Here is a 17,401-nt window from a genome sequence, read left to right as displayed (position 1 = left end):
GGGCATCAGACCGCAGTGCAGCCCAATCGCCCGGTGGCGCTTCGCTTACCGGGCCTACAAAACCGCAGGCCGGGCAAACGCAGTGCCGCCCGGCATTCAGGCCGCACTATACTCCAGCCGGTACACCCAGTCGTCATAGCGCACGCCATCAATCTCATACGCTTTTTCCAGTACCTGAGTGCGCACAAATCCCGCTTTCTCCAGCACCCGCACTGACCCGCCGTTGTCCGCCAGTACGTACGCATTAATCGCCTTCACGCCGGTCTGGTTAAAGGCGTAATCACACACCGCGCGCAGCGCTTCGCTGGCGATACCTTTCCCCTGCGCGGCAGGCACAACCGTATAGCCGATGTCGGCCTCTTCACGATTCTCAGCGCTAATCTGCAGGCCGATATCGCCCAGCGGCGCATCATCATCCCGGGCGCGAATGACAAACACATGAGCAGCAGCGAGTCGCGCGGCAAACACGCGTCGGGTCTCTTTTTCCGGGGCGATGGCGGCCATATAGCGCATGATTCGGCGATCTTCACGCAGCGAGCGGAAGAAGGCCCAGTCAGAGGGTTCGAAAGGGGTGAGGTAAAGCCGGGGTGTGGTGATGATTGCCATTGTTACGCCATTTCTTCGGAACATGGCCTGTCACTGTACCATATTCACCGCACCACATCCCCCAGCGCCTCTTCTAATTCATACCAGCGGAACGCAAACCCGGCCGCTTCCAGCCGTTTTGGCAGCGCTCTCTGTCCACCCAGAACCAGAACAGACGCTTCACCCATCAGCAGCCGAATCGCCGTCGCAGGAACGCGCAATATCGCCGGGCGGTGCAGGGCATGTCCCAGCGCGTGGGCAAACTGTTCATTTCGCACCGGATACGGCGCAACCATGTTAAACGGCCCGCGCAGATCGTTATCCAGCAGCCAGAGAATCCCGTTGACCATATCGTCGATATGGATCCACGCCATATACTGACGGCCATTGCCGATGGGGCCACCGAGTCCTAGCCTGAAAGGGGGAAGCATCTTCGCCAGAATGCCGCCTTTCGGCGCGAGGACGACACCGGTCCGCAGCAGGCAAACGCGGGTCCGATCGCTCTGCGCCGCGCAGGCAATACGCTCCCACTGGGCGCAGAGCTTATGGGTAAACTCGTTATGGGGAGGCTCTTCCTCGGTCACCACCACCTCGCCAAGATCGCCGTAATAGCCTACTGCGGAACCCGAAATCAGCACGGAAGGCGGCGTATGGCTGTTGCGGATCAGCTCGACCAGCTTTTCGGTAATGTTCCACCGGCTGCTGCATAACAGCTGTTTTTGCTCTTCCGTCCAGCGCTTATCGGCGATGGGTTCTCCCGCGAGGTTAATAACGGCGTCGAAACCGTCCAGATTTTGCTGCTCGGCCAGATTTTTCCAGATATCAACACCTGCCCCCAGCACCTGACGCGCTTTCTCCGGGCTGCGCGTGACCACGGTGATGTCGTGGTGCAAGGCCTGCAGACGCGCAATGAGGTGACGACCAATCAGGCCAGTACCGCCGGTCAGCAAAATCTTCATACAACCTCCAGGTTTACGCCTGGCGTTTCCAGCTTAACGTCATAGAGACGGAGTCGGCGTAACGCAGGGCGTGAAGTTTATCGATCTCAACTTCAGCATAAGTGACCCAGTGATGTTCGCGTGCGATATCGAGCACATCCTGAGTTAATTTTTCCAGCAGAGAGAAACGGTTATTCTCCACAAACTGGATAATGTTCTTGGTGATTGTGCGGTAGTTCAGCGCGTCATTGATGTCTTCGCTGGCGCGCGCTTTGTCTGCGGGGTAGTGAATCACCACATTAATAACAATATCCTGACGGTTGGCGATCTCTTCCTCTTTGATACCGATGAAGGTACGCAGGCGTAAATTTTTTATACGAATAATGGCGTCTGGCTGTGACATTGCAGGTCTTCTCCGTGTCAGTATTTCCTGCCCATAATACATGAGAGCCTCACAGGCACCCAGCCTCATACCGGGTTAAATTTGCTGGATTTTTTGCATCGCTCGCTCGGTCGCCGGGCGGGTCCGGATGCGCTCAAACCAGTTGTTCACCGCCGGGTAAGCGGCCAGGTCAATTCGGTGTTTTTCATGCGTATTCACCCACGGCCAGCAGGCGATGTCGGCAATACTGTAATGATCGCCGCCGAGCCACGGCGTTTTCTCCAGCCGACGGTTCAGAACGTCATAGAGCCGCTGCGTCTCAACCTGATAGCGCTCTATCGCATAAGGAATGGGTTGCGGGGCGTAAGCGGTAAAATGATGATTTTGTCCCAGCATGGGGCCCAGCCCGCTTGCCTGCCAGAAAAGCCATTGCAGCGTATGGTGGCGCTCGCGCAGTTCGCCGCTCAGCAGCGTGCCGGTTTTCTCCGCCAGGTAGAGCAAAATTTCACCGGATTCAAACAGGCTCAACGGTCTGCCCCCGTCCGCCGGCTGGTTATCAATGATGGCCGGGATTTTATTATTCGGCGAGATAGCCAGAAAGAGAGGGCTGAACTGCTCGCCTTTGCTGATATCCACGCGAATGATCCTGTAATCCAGCTCGGCTTCTTCAAGAAAGAGGGTGATCTTATGGCCGTTTGGGGTAGGGGCATAATAAAGGTCGATCATTCTCAACTCCTGTCCATGCGAATAGTGGTGCCATGACAAATGAGTATAGGTGGTTGTTGTAAATCGTGAGTTTTCATCAAGTGACAGCGAGACAAAGAGATTATATGTTGAGTAAAAACCGATCAGCCTATGAGGATGTTATGAACCAGCCCGTCATCACGTTGTGGTCCGATGCGAACTTCTTTTCTCCCTATGTCATGAGCGTTTACGTTGCGCTGGCTGAAAAAGGACTCGCTTTTACCCTGAAGACCGTTGATCTCGACGGCGGTGAACATCTCAAGCCGCAGTGGCAGGGTTACGACCTGACCCGTCGCGTGCCGGTGCTGGAGATTGACGGATTTGCCCTGAGCGAATCGTCGGCGATCGATGAATACCTGGAAGATCGGTTCGCCCCCCCGGAGTGGGAGCGTATCTATCCTCACGATCTGCAAAAGCGCGCCCGGGCGCGGCAGATCCAGGCGTGGCTGCGCAGCGATCTGGTGCCGATTCGTGTGGAACGCTCCACGGACGTCGTGTTTGCCGGGGTGAAAAAGCCCGCTCTCAGCGCAGAAGGCCAGGAAAGCGCGCAGAAGCTGATTGAAACCGCCTCCTTACTGCTCGCCCATGGCAACCCAAACCTGTTCGGCGAGTGGTGCATTGCGGATGCCGATCTGGCGTTGATGCTAAACCGCCTGATCCTCAACGGTGATGAGGTGCCGCAGCTGCTGGTGGATTATGCCGCATTCCAGTGGCAGCGTGCCTCCGTACAGCGCTATGTGGCACTCTCGGCTAAGCGCGCGGGCTGATAAGCCCTGACGCTTCAGGTATGATGGGGGCAGTTTGTTTTCCCGAGGAGTGACTGATGAAACTGATGTTTGCGTCGGATATCCATGGATCGCTGCCCGCGACCGAGCGTGTCCTTTCTCTGTTTGAGAAAAGCGGTGCGAAGTGGCTGATTATTCTGGGTGACGTGTTGAATCACGGCCCACGCAACGCGCTGCCGGAAGGCTATGACCCTGCGCAGGTCGCGGAAAAACTCAACCCGTATGCCTCGCGCATCATCGCCGTTCGCGGCAACTGTGACAGCGAAGTGGACCAGATGCTGCTGCATTTTCCCATTACCGCGCCGTGGCAGCAGGTGCTGCTCGAACAACACCGTCTGTTCCTGACCCACGGGCATCTTTTCGGCCCGGATAATCTCCCGGCCCTCGCGGCTGGCGATGTCCTGGTTTACGGTCATACTCATATTCCGGTTGCGGAAAAACGCGGTGAGATTTATCACTTTAATCCGGGCTCGGTCAGCATCCCAAAAGGCGGGTATCCTGCGAGCTACGGCATGCTGGAGGGAAATACCCTGAGCGTTATCGCACTTAATGATCAGCAAGTTATTGCGCAGGTAGCGATTAATCCGTAAGTTACACCTCAACTGCAAACGCGCCGAAAGAGCGCTTAGAAAAGAAGGTTTCCCGATGGTGGAGCAGAGTCATTTGGCAAGTACAGAGTGGGTTGACATTGTCAACGAAGAGAATGAAGTGATCGCGCAGGCCAGCCGCGAGCAAATGCGTGCGGAGCGCCTGCGTCACCGTGCGACATATATCGTTGTGCATGACGGTATGGGTAAAATTCTGGTTCAGCGCCGCACGGACACCAAAGATTTTCTCCCGGGTATGCTGGATGCCACTGCAGGCGGCGTCGTCCAGGCGGATGAAGTGCTGCTGGATTCTGCGCGTCGTGAAGCGGAAGAGGAGTTAGGCATCGCCGGCGTGCCGTTTGCCGAGCACGGTCAGTTCTATTTCGAAGACGAGAACTGCCGCGTCTGGGGCGGGCTGTTTAGCTGCGTCTCCCACGGCCCGTTCGCCCTGCAGGAAGAAGAAGTGAGTGAAGTCAGCTGGATGACGCCGGAAGAGATCACCGCGCGCTGCGACGAGTTCACGCCGGATTCGTTAAAAGCGCTGGCGCTGTGGATGACCCGCAACGCCAAAAACGAATCGACCAAATCAGAAAAAGAGGAAGAGGCTGAGTAAGCGTCAGCAGCTCTCCCTCAGACACAGGCTGGACGCGATGGGCTTTTGATCGCGCCAGTCTCCGCCATTCAGGCGCTCCAGTAGCGCTTTCCCGGCTTCGATGCCAATCTTACGATGCGGCACCGCCATGGTCGTCAGCGGCGGCTGACAGACGCGGCTCACGTCGCTATCGCCAAACCCTACCACTGCCAGATCGTCCGGCACTTTGATTCGCCTGCGCTGGCACTCGTACAGCGCGCCGCAGGCCAGCTCGTCAGAGACGCACACCAGCGCATCCAGCTCAGGCCATGCCAGCAGGAATTCGGGCAGCTGCGCCGCGCCGGTCGAGAAGCTCGGCGGCATCGCCGCGTTAATGACCCGGTTAGGCGACATATGGTGGCGAAGCATGGCTTTATACCAGCCCTGCAGATGTTGCTGGAAAATCCACTGCTCCTGGTTGGCGCACAGCAGGCCAATGTTTTGATAGCCGCGCTTAATGACCATTTCCGTGAGCTCAAACATGGCCGCCACGTTATCAATCCCGATGTTCATGTCAATCGGATCGGCGCGCATGGCGCCCATCTCCATCACCGGAATCGAGGCGTTTTTCAGCCAGTGGCGAACGGTGTCGGTATGTTCAACGCTGAGCAAAATCGCTGCGGCGATATTTGACGCCAGCAGCGTCTCCAGCAACTTCTCCTCCTGCTCAAGACGATGCTGGGATTCTGCCAGCATGATCTGATATCCGGCAGGCTGCAGCACCTGCTGAAGCCCGGCGAACATCTCCGAGCAGCCGGCTTCGGAGAGGTTGGGCACCACCATGGCTATCGTCCATGACGACGCCGAGGCAAGGGCGCTGGCGGCAAGATTAGGCATATAACCCAGCTCCTGCACGGCAGCTTCAATTTTTTCTCGTAGTTTATCGGAAACCTGTTCGGGCGTGCGAAGCGCACGGGACACGGTCATCGTGCCCACACCGGCAAGCTGTGCGACATCGGCGAGTGTCACTTTACCAGTACTGCGCCGTTTTCGGGTTAGAGACATACACCTTCCTGCTGACCAGACGCGTTCTTTTTTTCCTTCGTTTCACGTGACAGGCAGTATACGCCTTAAATCCCTTTTTTTGCTGTGATTTAGCAACGTGATTGCAATTTGATAGCGCTATCACATTTTTGCATGTTAACGAATGGTAGCGCTATCTTTGTGATCGCGATCGCAGTCAATCCGCGATGCGTTGAATAAAGTTTGCTCATCTTAAACGTGTGGCGGGAGTGAAAAGTGCTCAAAAAATGGATATATGATACAACCATCACGCTGCAGGAGAGCGTGGAAGACTGGCCGCAGGCGCTGAAGCTGTGCGCGAAGCCGCTGCTGGATTTGCAGGTGATTGAGCCTGACTACGTCACGGCCATCATCAAGCAGCACCACACGTTAGGACCTTATTATGTGCTGGCACCAGGGCTGGCGATGCCGCATGCGCGGCCGGAGGAAGGCGCCAAAGGACTGGGGTTGTCGTTATTAAAACTAAAACAGGGCGTCTCGTTTGGTGCCGGTGAGTTTGACCCTGTCGATGTGATTATCATGCTTGCGGCACCTGACAAACATAGCCATATCGAAATGATATCCGCACTCGCAGAATTATTTTCCAGCGACGAGGAGATGGAGAAACTGCATCAGGCGAATACCCTGGAGGAAATTAAAACAATTATTAACCGCTTCTGATTTAATTCTGTAATCCGGTTTTTCACTACATTACGCGTCAGCGTGATGGGGCGTACTCTACTCAAAATAAGGGGACAACAATGAAAATCATGGCTATTTGCGGTTCTGGCCTGGGCAGCAGTTTTATGGTCGAAATGAATATTAAAAAGGTGCTCAAAAAGCTGGAGATTGAGGCTGAGGTTGAACACTCCGATCTCTCCTCGGCGACGCCGGGCGCGGCCGATCTGTTCGTGATGGCAAAAGACATTGCGGCCAGCGCCAGCGTGCCGGAGAGCCAGCTGGTGGTGATCAACAACATCATCGACATCAACGAACTTGAAGCGCAGCTGCGCGCCTGGTTCGAAAGACAATAACCCTGATAAGGCGAGGTGGATATGTTTATCCTTGAAACGCTGAATTTCGTTGTTGATATTTTAAAAGTCCCTTCGGTGCTGGTCGGCTTAATTGCGCTTATTGGTCTGGTTGCGCAGAAAAAAACGTTTTCGGACGTGGTGAAAGGGACGATTAAAACCATTCTCGGCTTTATTGTGCTGGGCGGCGGCGCCACGGTGCTGGTGGGGTCATTAAATCCGTTAGGCGGCATGTTTGAACACGCTTTTACTATTCAGGGCATTATTCCAAATAATGAAGCCATTGTGTCCATTGCACTCGAAAAATACGGTGCAGCGACCGCGCTGATTATGGCCTTCGGGATGGTGGCGAATATTATCGTCGCACGCTTTACCCGCCTGAAGTACATCTTCCTGACCGGGCACCACACGTTTTATATGGCGTGCATGATTGGCGTGATCCTGACGGTGGCGGGCTTTGAAGGCATAGGGCTGGTCTTTACCGGGTCGCTAATCCTCGGCCTGATCATGGCTTTCTTCCCGGCGATTGCGCAGCGCTACATGAAGCGCATTACCGGCAACGATGAGATTGCCTTCGGCCACTTCGGCACGCTGGGCTACGTGCTGTCCGGCTGGATTGGCAGCAAGGTGGGCAAAGGCTCCCGCTCAACCGAAGAGATGAACCTGCCGAAGAACCTGAGCTTCCTGCGCGACAGCTCAATCTCCATCTCCCTGACCATGATGATTATCTACCTGATCATGGCGGTGAGCGCCGGGCGTGAGTACGTCGAGGCTACCTTCAGCGCCGGTCAGAACTACCTCGTGTACGCCATCATCATGGCGATAACCTTTGCGGCAGGTGTGTTCATCATCCTGCAGGGCGTACGCCTGATTCTGGCGGAAATCGTCCCGGCCTTTACCGGCTTCTCGGAAAAACTGGTGCCGAACGCGCGTCCTGCGCTGGACTGCCCGGTGGTATATCCCTATGCACCTAACGCGGTGCTGATTGGCTTCCTGTTCAGCTTCCTCGGCGGGATTGTGGGGTTGTTCATCTGCGGTCAGTTTAGCTGGGTGCTGATCCTCCCGGGCGTGGTGCCGCACTTCTTTACTGGCGCAACCGCGGGCGTGTTCGGTAACGCCACCGGCGGACGTCGCGGGGCGATGATTGGCGCCTTTGCCAACGGCCTGCTGATTACCTTCCTGCCGGTCCTGCTGCTGCCGGTACTGGGCGCCATTGGCTTTGCCAACACCACCTTCTCTGACGCCGACTTCGGCGCGGTTGGGATTGTGCTCGGCAACCTGGCGCGCTTCCTGTCGCCGCTGGCTATCACCGGGCTGGTCGTGGCGCTGTTCGCGCTGCTGGTGGCGTACAACGTCTTCGCGAAAAACAAACCTGCGGGCGGTAACGCGCAGGAAAACACCGGAGCCAAATCATGAATGAGAAAGAGATAACCGAACTCGCGCGTCAGATCCGCCTGGAGACGCTGAAATCCCTGACGCAGCTGGGCTTTGGCCACTACGGGGGCAGCATGTCGGTGGTTGAAACCCTGGCCGTGCTGTACGGCGCGGTGATGAAAATCGACCCGGCGGACCCGGACTGGCCGGAGCGAGACTATTTCGTGCTGTCAAAAGGCCATGCGGGCCCCGCGCTCTACAGCACCCTGGCGATCAAGGGCTACTTCCCGACAGAAGAGCTGAGCACGCTCAACCAAAACGGGACGCGCCTGCCGAGCCACCCGGACCGTCTGAAAACGCGCGGCGTAGATGCTACCACCGGTTCGCTGGGACAGGGGATTTCCATCGCCGGCGGCATGGCGCTGTCGCACAGGCTGGCAGGGCGGCCGAATCGGGTCTTCTGCATCGTCGGCGACGGCGAGCTGAACGAGGGGCAGTGCTGGGAAGCGTTCCAGTTTATTGCCCACCATCGCCTGAACAACCTGACGGTATTTGTCGACTGGAATAAACAGCAGCTCGACGGCGAGCTGGACGAGATCATCTGCGCGTTCGACCTCGAGGGCAAATTCCGCGCCTTTGGCTTTGACGTGGTGACGGTGAAGGGGGACGACACTCCGGCGCTGCTGGAGGTAACGTCCCGGGTGCCTGCCGCGGACGCTCGCCCGCGGGTGGTGATCCTTGACAGCATCAAAGGCCAGGGGGTGCCGTATCTGGAGCAGCTCAGCAACTCGCACCACCTGCGATTGACCGCGGAGAGCAAAGCGGCCCTCAATGAGACGATTCGCCAACTGGAGGCTTCACATGATTAAGGTTGCACCGGCAGGACAGAAAGACGCCGTTGAGATGCGTAAAGTTTACGCGGGCTTCGTGGCAAAGCAGATTGAGGCCGGAAGCGATATCATTGCGCTTGAAGCCGACCTGATGAGCTCGATGGCGATGGACGGCGTGGCGCGCGATTATCCGCAGCACGTGATTAACTGCGGCATTATGGAAGCTAACGTCATCGGCACGGCAGCCGGGCTGTCGCTTACCGGCCGCAAGCCGTTCGTTCACACCTTCACCGCCTTTGCCAGCCGCCGCTGCTTTGACCAGCTGTTTATGTCCCTCGACTATCAGCGCAACAACGTAAAGGTGATTGCCTCAGACGCGGGCGTGACGGCCTGCCACAACGGCGGAACGCATATGTCGTTTGAGGATATGGGCATTGTGCGCGGGCTGGCGCATTCGGTGGTGCTGGAAGTCACCGATGCGGTGATGTTTGAGGACGTGCTGCGCCAGCTTATCGATCTCGACGGCTTCTACTGGGTGCGGACCATTCGTAAGCAGGCGCCGAGCGTGTATGCGCCGGGCTCCACCTTCACCATTGGAAAAGGTAACGTGCTGCGCGAGGGGAGCGATATCACGCTGATTGCCAACGGCATCATGGTTGCAGAAGCCCTTGAGGCGGCGCGGCAGCTTGAGCAGGAGGGCGTCAGCGCGGCGGTCATCGACATGTTTACCCTGAAGCCCATCGACCGGATGCTGGTGAAAAACTACGCCGAGAAAACCGGGCGCATCGTGACCTGTGAAAACCACAGCATTCACAACGGGCTGGGGTCGGCGGTGGCAGAAGTGCTGGTGGAAACCTGTCCGGTGCCGATGCGGCGGGTCGGGGTCAAGGAGCGTTACGGCCAGGTGGGAACGCAGGATTTCCTGCAGAAAGAGTATGGCCTGACGGCACATGAGATTGTATCGGCGGCGAGAGAGCTGCTGTAAATAAAAAAGGCGACCGGTTAAGTGGTCGCCTTTTTGTTGCCCGGTGGCGCTAGCGCTTACCGGGCCTACGGTTTTGTAGGCCGGATAAGCGAAACGCCATCCGGCAATACATTACTGCTGCTGCGAAGACTGGATCGCTGTCAGCGCGATGGTGTAAACGATATCGTCTACCAGTGCGCCACGAGACAGGTCGTTCACCGGTTTGCGCATGCCCTGCAGCATTGGCCCGATGGAGATCAGGTCGGCAGAACGCTGTACCGCTTTGTAGGTGGTGTTACCGGTGTTCAGATCCGGGAAGATGAACACGGTAGCGCGACCTGCAACCGGCGAGTTCGGCGCTTTGGATTTTGCAACGTCAGCCATGACTGCGGCATCGTACTGCAGCGGGCCGTCGATCATCAGATCAGGGCGTTTTTCCTGCGCAATACGGGTCGCTTCACGCACTTTCTCTACGTCGCTACCTGCACCAGATGTGCCGGTGGAGTAGGAGAGCATCGCCACGCGCGGCTCGATACCGAAAGCGGTCGCGGAGTCTGCGGACTGGATAGCGATCTCTGCCAGCTGCTCTGCGGTTGGATCCGGGTTGATCGCGCAGTCGCCGTAAACGTAAACCTGTTCAGGCAGCAGCATGAAGAACACGGAAGAAACCAGAGAGCTGCCTGGCGCGGTTTTGATCAGCTGCAGCGGTGGACGGATGGTGTTCGCCGTGGTGTGAACCGCACCGGAAACCAGGCCGTCAACTTCGTCCTGCTCCAGCATCAGCGTGCCCAGCACCACGTTGTCTTCCAGCTGCTCACGCGCAACGGCTTCGGTCATGCCCTTGCTCTTACGCAGCTCAACCAGACGGGCAACGTAGCTTTCGCGAACCACTTCCGGGTCAACGATTTCGATGCCAGCGCCCAGCTCAACGCCCTGAGAGGCCGCTACGCGGTTGATCTCATCCGGGTTACCCAGCAGCACACAGGTCGCGATGCCGCGCTCTGCACAGATAGCCGCCGCTTTAACGGTACGTGGTTCGTCGCCTTCTGGCAGAACAACGCGTTTGCCCGCTTTACGCGCCAGCTCGGTCAGCTGGTAACGGAAGGCTGGCGGAGACAGACGGCGGCTGCGCTCGGAGGTCGCGGTCAGGGATTCGATCCAGTCTGCGTTGATGTAGCCCGCAACGTATTCCTGAACTTTCTCGATACGCTCGTGGTCATCAACCGGCACTTCCAGGTTGAAGCTCTGCAGGCTCAGGGAGGTCTGCCAGGTGTTGGTGTTCACCATGAAGACCGGCAGGCCGGTCGCGAACGCGCGTTCGCACAGCTTGCTGACGCGTGGGTCCATCTCGTAGGCACCGGTCAGCAGGATCGCACCGATTTCCACGCCGTTCATTGCGGCCAGGCAGGCTGCAACCAGCACGTCAGGACGGTCTGCGGAGGTCACCAGCAGGGAACCTGCGCGGAAGTGTTCCAGCATGTGCGGAATGCTACGCGCACAGAAGGTCACGGACTTCACGCGACGGGTGTTAATGTCGCCTTCGTTAATCACGGTCGCGTTCAGGTGACGCGCCATGTCGATTGCACGGGTGGCAATCAGATCGAAGCTCCATGGCACCGCGCCCAGAACCGGAAGCGGGCTGGATTCCTGCAGCTTAGCCGGGTCAACTTTGATGACTTTCGCTTTGGACGAGTCGTCGAAGATCTCGGACAGGTCAGGGCGAGTACGGCCCTGCTCATCCACTGGCGCGTTCAGCTTGTTGACGATCACGCCGGTGATGTTGGTATTTTTCGCGCCGCCGAAGCTGCTGCGCGTCAGTTCGATACGCTCGTTCAGCTGTTCCGGGGTGTCAGTGCCCTGAGACATCACGAAAACGATCTCTGCGTTCAGGGTTTTCGCGATTTCGAAGTTCAGAGACTGGGCAAACTGGTGTTTGCGGGTTGGAACCAGACCTTCAACCAGCACCACTTCCGCGTCTTGCGCGTTAGCATGGTAGTTGGCAATGATCTCTTCCATCAGCACGTCTTTCTGGTTGCTGGAGAGCAGAGACTCAACGTGGCTCATCTTCAGCGGTTCAGCCGCCGGCAGATTGGAGTTCTTGCGAACGATGGTGGTGGTCTGGTCTGGTGCATCGCCACCGGCACGTGGCTGGGCGATTGGCTTAAAGACGCTCAGACGAACGCCTTTGCGTTCCATAGCACGGATAACGCCAAGGCTGACGCTGGTCAGGCCGACGCTGGTTCCGGTAGGGATCAGCATAATAGTACGGGACACGGTTTATCCTCTTTCGTTACCGCCCAAATCGGGCGGGTTACAAAACAGCACCGCCAGCATTGCTGGCGGTGTGGAATCAGGCAGTCAGGCGGTGCGCGTCTTGCGCGATAACCAGTTCTTCGTTAGTTGGGATAACGAGAGCAGGGCGGGTGCCTTCTTTGTTGATGAAGCCAGACTTGCCGAAGCGGGCAGCCAGGTTACGCTCGTGATCAACGTCGAAGCCCAGAACGCCCAGTTTGCCCAGGGACAGTTCACGAACCATTGCCGCGTTCTCACCGATACCACCGGTGAAGATAACCGCGTCCAGACGGCCTTCCATCAGCGCAGTGTAAGAGCCGATGTATTTCGCCAGACGGTGGCAGTAAACGTCCATTGCACGTTTAGCGTCTTCTTTCTCTGCGTAGTTGTCTTCAACGTAACGGCAGTCGCTGGTGACTTCGGTCAGACCCAGCAGGCCAGACTCTTTGGTCAGCATTTTGTTGATCTGGTCAACGCTCATGCCCAGGGTGTCGTGCAGGTGGAAGATGATCGCCGGGTCGATGTCACCGGAACGGGTACCCATCACCAGACCTTCCAGCGGGGTCAGACCCATGGACGTATCAACACATTTACCGTTGCGGATAGCAGAAACAGAACCACCGTTGCCCAGGTGGCAGGTGATGATGTTCAGTTCTTCAACCGGCTTGTTCAGCACTTTTGCCGCTTCCTGAGTCACATAGAAGTGGCTGGTGCCGTGCGCGCCGTAACGACGTACGCCGTGCTCTTTGTACAGGCTGTATGGCAGGGCATAGAGGTAAGACTCTTCCGGCATGGTCTGATGGAACGCGGTGTCGAATACGGCCACGTTTTTGTCTTTCAGATTCGGGAAGGATTTCAGCGCTTCAGCGATACCGATCAGGTGAGCCGGGTTGTGCAGCGGTGCGAAAGAGGCAGAGTCTTTGATGCCCTGGATCACAGAGTCGTCGATCACCACGGAGCTGGTGTATTTTTCGCCGCCGTGGACGATACGGTGACCAATCGCAGTCAGCTGAGCAGACAGTTCTGGTTTTTGTGCCAGAATAGTGTTAACGATAAAGTTCAGCGCTTCACTGTGAGCGGCGCCTGCACCTAAAGCCGCTTCTTGTTTGCTGCCGTCCATCTTCCACTTGATACGTGCTTCAGGCAGATGGAAACATTCGGCCAAACCAGAGAGGTATTCGTCACCGTTGAGCGCATCGATGATGGCGAATTTCAGTGAGGAGCTACCGCAGTTCAGAACCAGTACTAACTTACTCGACATGGAAGTACCTATTATTGATACGTGGCTAAAAAAACGTCAGTGAGTCTAACAGCGTAACGCATGATGACCCGGACATTTATGATTAACATCATGCCAAACGAACATTGTGGCATGATGGAAGAAATAACTATGATTTTATGCCATTTTGCACAATTTTCAGCCAAAGGCATAATATGCAATAATTTGACGAGCTAATGATTCTCGTCTAAGGCCCTATCAGGCTGGCACAGGATACCCGATACGGGGTAGTGATGACAAAATATTTTGAACGTTGTCATAGCTTGTTGTGGTTTTGCACGAAAATTTTAATTTTTATATGTGAAGTTGAGGTACAGCCATGTCGACACCAGAGAACCCGTCCGTTAATTTCTTTAGCCTGTTTCGTCGGGGACAGCATTACGCAAAGACGTGGCCGATGGAAAAGCGCCTTGCGCCGATGTTTATTGAGAATCGCACCATCCGCGCTACGCGCTATGCGATTCGCTTTATGCCGCCTGTCGCTATCTTTACGCTGTGCTGGCAGATTGCGTTGGGTGGACAGCTTGGTCCTGCCGTTGCCACGGCGCTCTTCGCATTAAGCCTGCCAATGCAGGGCCTGTGGTGGTTAGGTAAACGGTCCATCACGCCACTTCCCCCTTCTATTTTACACTGGTTTTATGAAGTGCGCGGTAAACTGGAAGAGGCCGGGCAGGCGCTCGCCCCGGTGGAAGGCAAGCCGGATTACCAGGCGCTGGCGGACACGTTAAAGCGTGCATTTAAGCAACTGGATAAAACATTCCTCGATGACTTGTGATTGATCATCGAAACGACCAAGAAAAGAGGGCACAGTAACAATCAGTTACCGTGTCTTTTTTTTAAGTGCAATGCGCTACAGGAGTCGAAAGATGGAAATGACCCATGCCCAACGTCTGATTTTGTCTAACCAGTACAAGATGATGACTATGCTTGATCCCGATAACGCTGCGCGCTACAGCCGCCTGCAAACCATCGTCGAACGCGGCTTTGGTCTACAAATGCGCGAAGTGGACCGCGAGTTTGGCGAGCTGAAAGAAGAAACCTGTCGCATCGTGATCGACATTATGGAGATGTATCACGCCCTGCATGTGTCCTGGACGAATCTCAAAGATCAGCAGTCCATTGACGAGCGCCGCGTGACCTTCTTAGGCTTTGATGCCGCAACGGAAGCGCGTTATCTGAGCTATGTTCGCTTTATGGTGAATACAGAAGGGCGTTATACCCACTTTGACGCGGGCACCCACGGCTTCAACGCGCAGACCCCGATGTGGGATAAATATCAGCGTATGCTGAGCGCGTGGCACGCCTGCCCGCGTCAGTACCATTTAAGCAGCAACGAAATTCAACAAATCATTAATGCCTGACGGAGGTGCGTGTGCAGTGTAGAGGTTTTCTGTTTGATCTGGACGGTACGCTGGTGGACTCGCTGCCGGTTGTGGAACGTTCCTGGTGCCATTGGGCTGACAGACATGGCATCGACCATCAGGACGTGCTGAATTTTATCCATGGCAAACAGGCCATTACCTCGCTACGGCACTTCCTGGCCGGACGCTCTGAGGAGGACATTCAGGCGGAGTTCAAGTACCTGGAACACATTGAAGCCACCGATACGGACGGCATCACCGCGTTACCGGGCGCGCGCGAACTGCTTGAGCATCTGAACGAGGCGCAGATCCCGTGGGCTATTGTCACCTCCGGTTCCGTGCCGGTGGCCCACGCCCGGCACAAGGCTGCAGGGTTGCCAACGCCGGACGTGTTTATCACGGCGGAGCGCGTGAAGCGGGGTAAACCGGAGCCTGACGCATTTTTACTGGGCGCTGAACTGCTGGGCCTGGACCCTGCAGAGTGCGTGGTGGTCGAAGATGCGGCGGCTGGCGTACTGGCCGGGCTGAACGCAGGAAGCCACGTCATCGCCGTTAACGTTCCGGCGGAATCTCCCCGCCTGGACGAGGCAGACCTGGTGCTGGATTCACTGACGGCACTGTCTGTTTCAAAAGCCTCTGACGGAGTTGTAACCGTCTCGCTAAAAATGTAATCCCATGATATGGCCCCACATTGCTGGGGCTTTTTTATGGCAAAATTCCTCATCTTCCACTGACAAGGATAGGTTGTGAACGGTGAACTGATTTGGGTCCTGAGCCTGCTTTTAATCGCCATCATTCTTTTTGCCACGGGCAAGGTACGCATGGACGCCGTCGCCCTGTTTGTCATCGTCGCGTTTGTGCTCAGCGGAACGCTGACGCTGCCGGAAGCCTTCTCCGGATTTAGCGATCCCAACGTTATCCTGATTGCCGCCCTGTTTATTATCGGTGATGGGCTGGTGCGCACCGGCGTAGCGACCATCATGGGGTCGTGGCTGGTGAAGGTGGCGGGCAGCAGCGAAACCAAGATGCTAATCTACCTGATGGTGACCGTCGCCGGGCTGGGGGCGTTTATGAGCTCCACGGGCGTGGTCGCTATCTTTATCCCGGTGGTGCTGAGCGTCTCCATGCGGATGCAGAGCTCGCCGTCGCGCCTGATGATGCCCCTGAGCTTTGCCGGGCTTATCAGCGGCATGATGACCCTGGTGGCCACGCCGCCGAACCTGGTGGTCAACAGCGAACTGATCCGGGAAGGATTTGAGGGCTTTAGCTTTTTCAGCGTCACCCCGCTTGGGCTGGTCATTCTGGTCATGGGCGTGGTCTACATGCTGCTGACCCGTTTTGCCCTGAAAGGTGAAAAACAGGACAAAAATAAAGAAGGATGGAAGCGACGCACCTTCCGCGATCTGATTAAAGAGTACCGCCTTACCGGGCGCGCGCGCCGTCTGGCGATCCGGCCCGGCTCGCCGATGGTGGGGCAGCGGCTGGATGACCTGAAGCTGCGTGAGCGCTATGGCGCGAATGTGATCGGCGTAGAGCGCTGGCGACGGTTTCGCCGGGTGATCGTCAACGTCAACGGGGTGTCGGAATTCCGCGCGCGTGACGTCCTGCTGATTGATATGTCCACCGCGGATGTGGACCTGCGCGAGTTCTGCAGCGAACAGCTGCTGGAGCCGATGGTGCTGCGCGGGGAGTATTTCTCCGATCAGGCGCTGGATGTCGGCATGGCCGAGGTGTCGCTGATCCCGGAGTCGGAACTGCTGGGTAAAACCGTGCGGGAGATGGGGTTCCGCACCCGCTATGGCCTGAACGTCGTGGGGCTGAAGCGCGATGGCGTGGCGATGGAAGGGGCGGTGGTGGATGAGCCGATCCTGCTGGGCGATATTTTTCTCGTCGTCGGTAACTGGAAGCTGATTAGCCAGCTCGGGCAAAAAGGGCGTGATTTTGTGGTGCTCAACATGCCCGTTGAGGAGAGCGACGCGTCGCCCGCGCACAGCCAGGCGCCCCATGCGATTTTTTGCCTGGTATTGATGGTGGCGCTGATGCTGACCGATGAGATCCCCAATCCGGTCGCCGCAATCATCGCCTGCCTGTTGATGGGTAAATTCCGCTGCATTGACGCCGAAAGCGCCTATAAGGCCATTCACTGGCCGAGCATCATTCTCATTGTCGGGATGATGCCTTTTGCCCTGGCGCTGCAAAAAACCGGCGGGGTAGATCTGATCGTTAAAGGCTTAATGGACGTGGGCGGCGGGTATGGGCCATACATGATGATGGTCTGCCTGTTTATCATGTGCGCCACCATCGGCCTGTTTATCTCGAACACCGCAACGGCGGTACTGATGGCACCTATCGCCCTGGCGATGGCGAAGTCCATGGGCGTATCGCCGTATCCGTTTGCGATGATGGTGGCGATGGCCGCTTCCGCGGCGTTTATGACGCCGGTCTCTTCACCGGTAAACACGCTGGTGCTGGGACCGGGGAACTATCGATTCAGCGATTTCGTGAAGCTGGGCGTGCCGTTCACCGTGCTGGTGATGGTGGTGTGCGTGGTATTGATACCGGTCCTGTTTCCGTTCTGAGCATTTTGCCGGGTGGCGGCTGCGCCTTACCCGGCCA

General features: G+C 56.8%; 19 protein-coding genes. 12 read left to right on the top strand and 7 right to left on the bottom strand.

What is annotated here, in order from left to right:
* Positions 1–96: 96 nt before the first annotated feature.
* The 4 genes from HMPREF3143_RS20990 to yfcG all read right to left on the bottom strand — a co-directional run bounded on the left by HMPREF3143_RS20990 (position 97) and on the right by yfcG (position 2,631).
* The gene (locus HMPREF3143_RS20990) at positions 97–606 is read right to left on the bottom strand and encodes a GNAT family N-acetyltransferase (RefSeq protein ID WP_070534251.1); all 510 of its coding nucleotides are present in this window, start codon (positions 604–606) and stop codon (positions 97–99) included.
* A gap of 44 nt (positions 607–650) precedes the next feature.
* The gene (locus tag HMPREF3143_RS20985) at positions 651–1,544 is read right to left on the bottom strand and encodes a TIGR01777 family oxidoreductase (protein WP_008502587.1); all 894 of its coding nucleotides are present in this window, start codon (positions 1,542–1,544) and stop codon (positions 651–653) included.
* Between the two features lie 13 nt (positions 1,545–1,557).
* Complete coding sequence (gene folX, locus HMPREF3143_RS20980; protein ID WP_008502586.1) at positions 1,558–1,926, bottom strand: dihydroneopterin triphosphate 2'-epimerase; 369 nt, start codon at positions 1,924–1,926, stop codon at positions 1,558–1,560.
* Between the two features lie 75 nt (positions 1,927–2,001).
* Positions 2,002–2,631: a GSH-dependent disulfide bond oxidoreductase gene (gene yfcG, locus HMPREF3143_RS20975; protein WP_032675245.1), complete on the bottom strand. Its 630-nt coding sequence runs from the start codon at positions 2,629–2,631 to the stop codon at positions 2,002–2,004.
* Between the two features lie 140 nt (positions 2,632–2,771).
* Here yfcG and yfcF point away from each other — a divergent pair, with 140 nt between their 5' ends.
* From yfcF to yfcD, 3 genes are read left to right on the top strand one after another with little or no spacing between them, the layout of a single operon-like run.
* Complete coding sequence (gene yfcF, locus HMPREF3143_RS20970) at positions 2,772–3,416, top strand: glutathione transferase (protein WP_008502584.1); 645 nt, start codon at positions 2,772–2,774, stop codon at positions 3,414–3,416.
* A gap of 56 nt (positions 3,417–3,472) precedes the next feature.
* A complete protein-coding gene (gene yfcE / locus HMPREF3143_RS20965) occupies positions 3,473–4,024 on the top strand; it encodes a phosphodiesterase (protein ID WP_065102614.1) in 552 nt (183 codons plus the stop codon).
* Between the two features lie 55 nt (positions 4,025–4,079).
* Positions 4,080–4,634: an NUDIX hydrolase YfcD gene (yfcD, locus tag HMPREF3143_RS20960; protein WP_008502582.1), complete on the top strand. Its 555-nt coding sequence runs from the start codon at positions 4,080–4,082 to the stop codon at positions 4,632–4,634.
* A gap of 3 nt (positions 4,635–4,637) precedes the next feature.
* Here yfcD and HMPREF3143_RS20955 read toward each other — a convergent pair whose 3' ends face one another.
* Complete coding sequence (locus HMPREF3143_RS20955; RefSeq protein ID WP_021241565.1) at positions 4,638–5,657, bottom strand: LacI family DNA-binding transcriptional regulator; 1,020 nt, start codon at positions 5,655–5,657, stop codon at positions 4,638–4,640.
* 234 nt (positions 5,658–5,891) lie between these two features.
* Here HMPREF3143_RS20955 and HMPREF3143_RS20950 point away from each other — a divergent pair, with 234 nt between their 5' ends.
* The 5 genes from HMPREF3143_RS20950 (at position 5,892) to HMPREF3143_RS20930 (ending at position 9,874) form a co-directional block, all read left to right on the top strand.
* Positions 5,892–6,335: a PTS sugar transporter subunit IIA gene (locus HMPREF3143_RS20950; protein WP_032675243.1), complete on the top strand. Its 444-nt coding sequence runs from the start codon at positions 5,892–5,894 to the stop codon at positions 6,333–6,335.
* A gap of 80 nt (positions 6,336–6,415) precedes the next feature.
* Positions 6,416–6,688 (top strand): PTS sugar transporter subunit IIB, encoded by a 273-nt coding sequence (locus tag HMPREF3143_RS20945; protein WP_003861447.1) that lies wholly within the window; start codon positions 6,416–6,418, stop codon positions 6,686–6,688.
* Between the two features lie 21 nt (positions 6,689–6,709).
* The gene (locus tag HMPREF3143_RS20940; protein ID WP_070534250.1) at positions 6,710–8,101 is read left to right on the top strand and encodes a PTS ascorbate transporter subunit IIC; all 1,392 of its coding nucleotides are present in this window, start codon (positions 6,710–6,712) and stop codon (positions 8,099–8,101) included.
* Positions 8,098–8,928 (top strand): transketolase, encoded by an 831-nt coding sequence (locus tag HMPREF3143_RS20935; protein ID WP_070534249.1) that lies wholly within the window; start codon positions 8,098–8,100, stop codon positions 8,926–8,928. Before HMPREF3143_RS20940 ends, HMPREF3143_RS20935 begins: the two co-directional genes overlap by 4 nt.
* Entirely contained in the window at positions 8,921–9,874 is a 954-nt protein-coding gene (locus HMPREF3143_RS20930) for a transketolase family protein (RefSeq protein WP_008502878.1), read from the top strand. The genes HMPREF3143_RS20935 and HMPREF3143_RS20930 overlap by 8 nt, the downstream gene beginning before the upstream one ends.
* Before the next feature lie 111 nt (positions 9,875–9,985).
* On the opposite strand, the gene pta is transcribed toward HMPREF3143_RS20930, so the two are convergent.
* Together pta and ackA are read right to left on the bottom strand one after the other, a co-directional pair.
* Entirely contained in the window at positions 9,986–12,127 is a 2,142-nt protein-coding gene (gene pta, locus HMPREF3143_RS20925; protein ID WP_008502877.1) for a phosphate acetyltransferase, read from the bottom strand.
* A 76-nt stretch (positions 12,128–12,203) separates the two neighbouring features.
* Entirely contained in the window at positions 12,204–13,406 is a 1,203-nt protein-coding gene (gene ackA / locus HMPREF3143_RS20920; RefSeq protein ID WP_008502876.1) for an acetate kinase, read from the bottom strand.
* A gap of 337 nt (positions 13,407–13,743) precedes the next feature.
* Here ackA and yfbV point away from each other — a divergent pair, with 337 nt between their 5' ends.
* From yfbV to HMPREF3143_RS20900, 4 genes are all read left to right on the top strand, one after another.
* A complete protein-coding gene (gene yfbV, locus HMPREF3143_RS20915; protein ID WP_008502875.1) occupies positions 13,744–14,199 on the top strand; it encodes a terminus macrodomain insulation protein YfbV in 456 nt (151 codons plus the stop codon).
* 91 nt (positions 14,200–14,290) lie between these two features.
* On the top strand, positions 14,291–14,785 hold the full coding sequence (locus HMPREF3143_RS20910) for a YfbU family protein (RefSeq protein WP_070534248.1): 495 nt from the start codon (positions 14,291–14,293) through the stop codon (positions 14,783–14,785).
* 11 nt (positions 14,786–14,796) lie between these two features.
* The gene (locus HMPREF3143_RS20905; RefSeq protein WP_021241560.1) at positions 14,797–15,456 is read left to right on the top strand and encodes a sugar phosphatase; all 660 of its coding nucleotides are present in this window, start codon (positions 14,797–14,799) and stop codon (positions 15,454–15,456) included.
* Positions 15,457–15,531: 75 nt separating this feature from the next.
* A complete protein-coding gene (locus tag HMPREF3143_RS20900; protein ID WP_023344589.1) occupies positions 15,532–17,364 on the top strand; it encodes an SLC13 family permease in 1,833 nt (610 codons plus the stop codon).
* Positions 17,365–17,401: the final 37 nt, after the last annotated feature.

This window comes from Enterobacter sp. HMSC16D10, from assembly GCF_001807145.1.
In the GTDB taxonomy this organism is placed as follows: Bacteria; Pseudomonadota; Gammaproteobacteria; order Enterobacterales; family Enterobacteriaceae; genus Enterobacter; species Enterobacter roggenkampii.
This window is presented reverse-complemented; position numbering and strand designations above follow the sequence as displayed.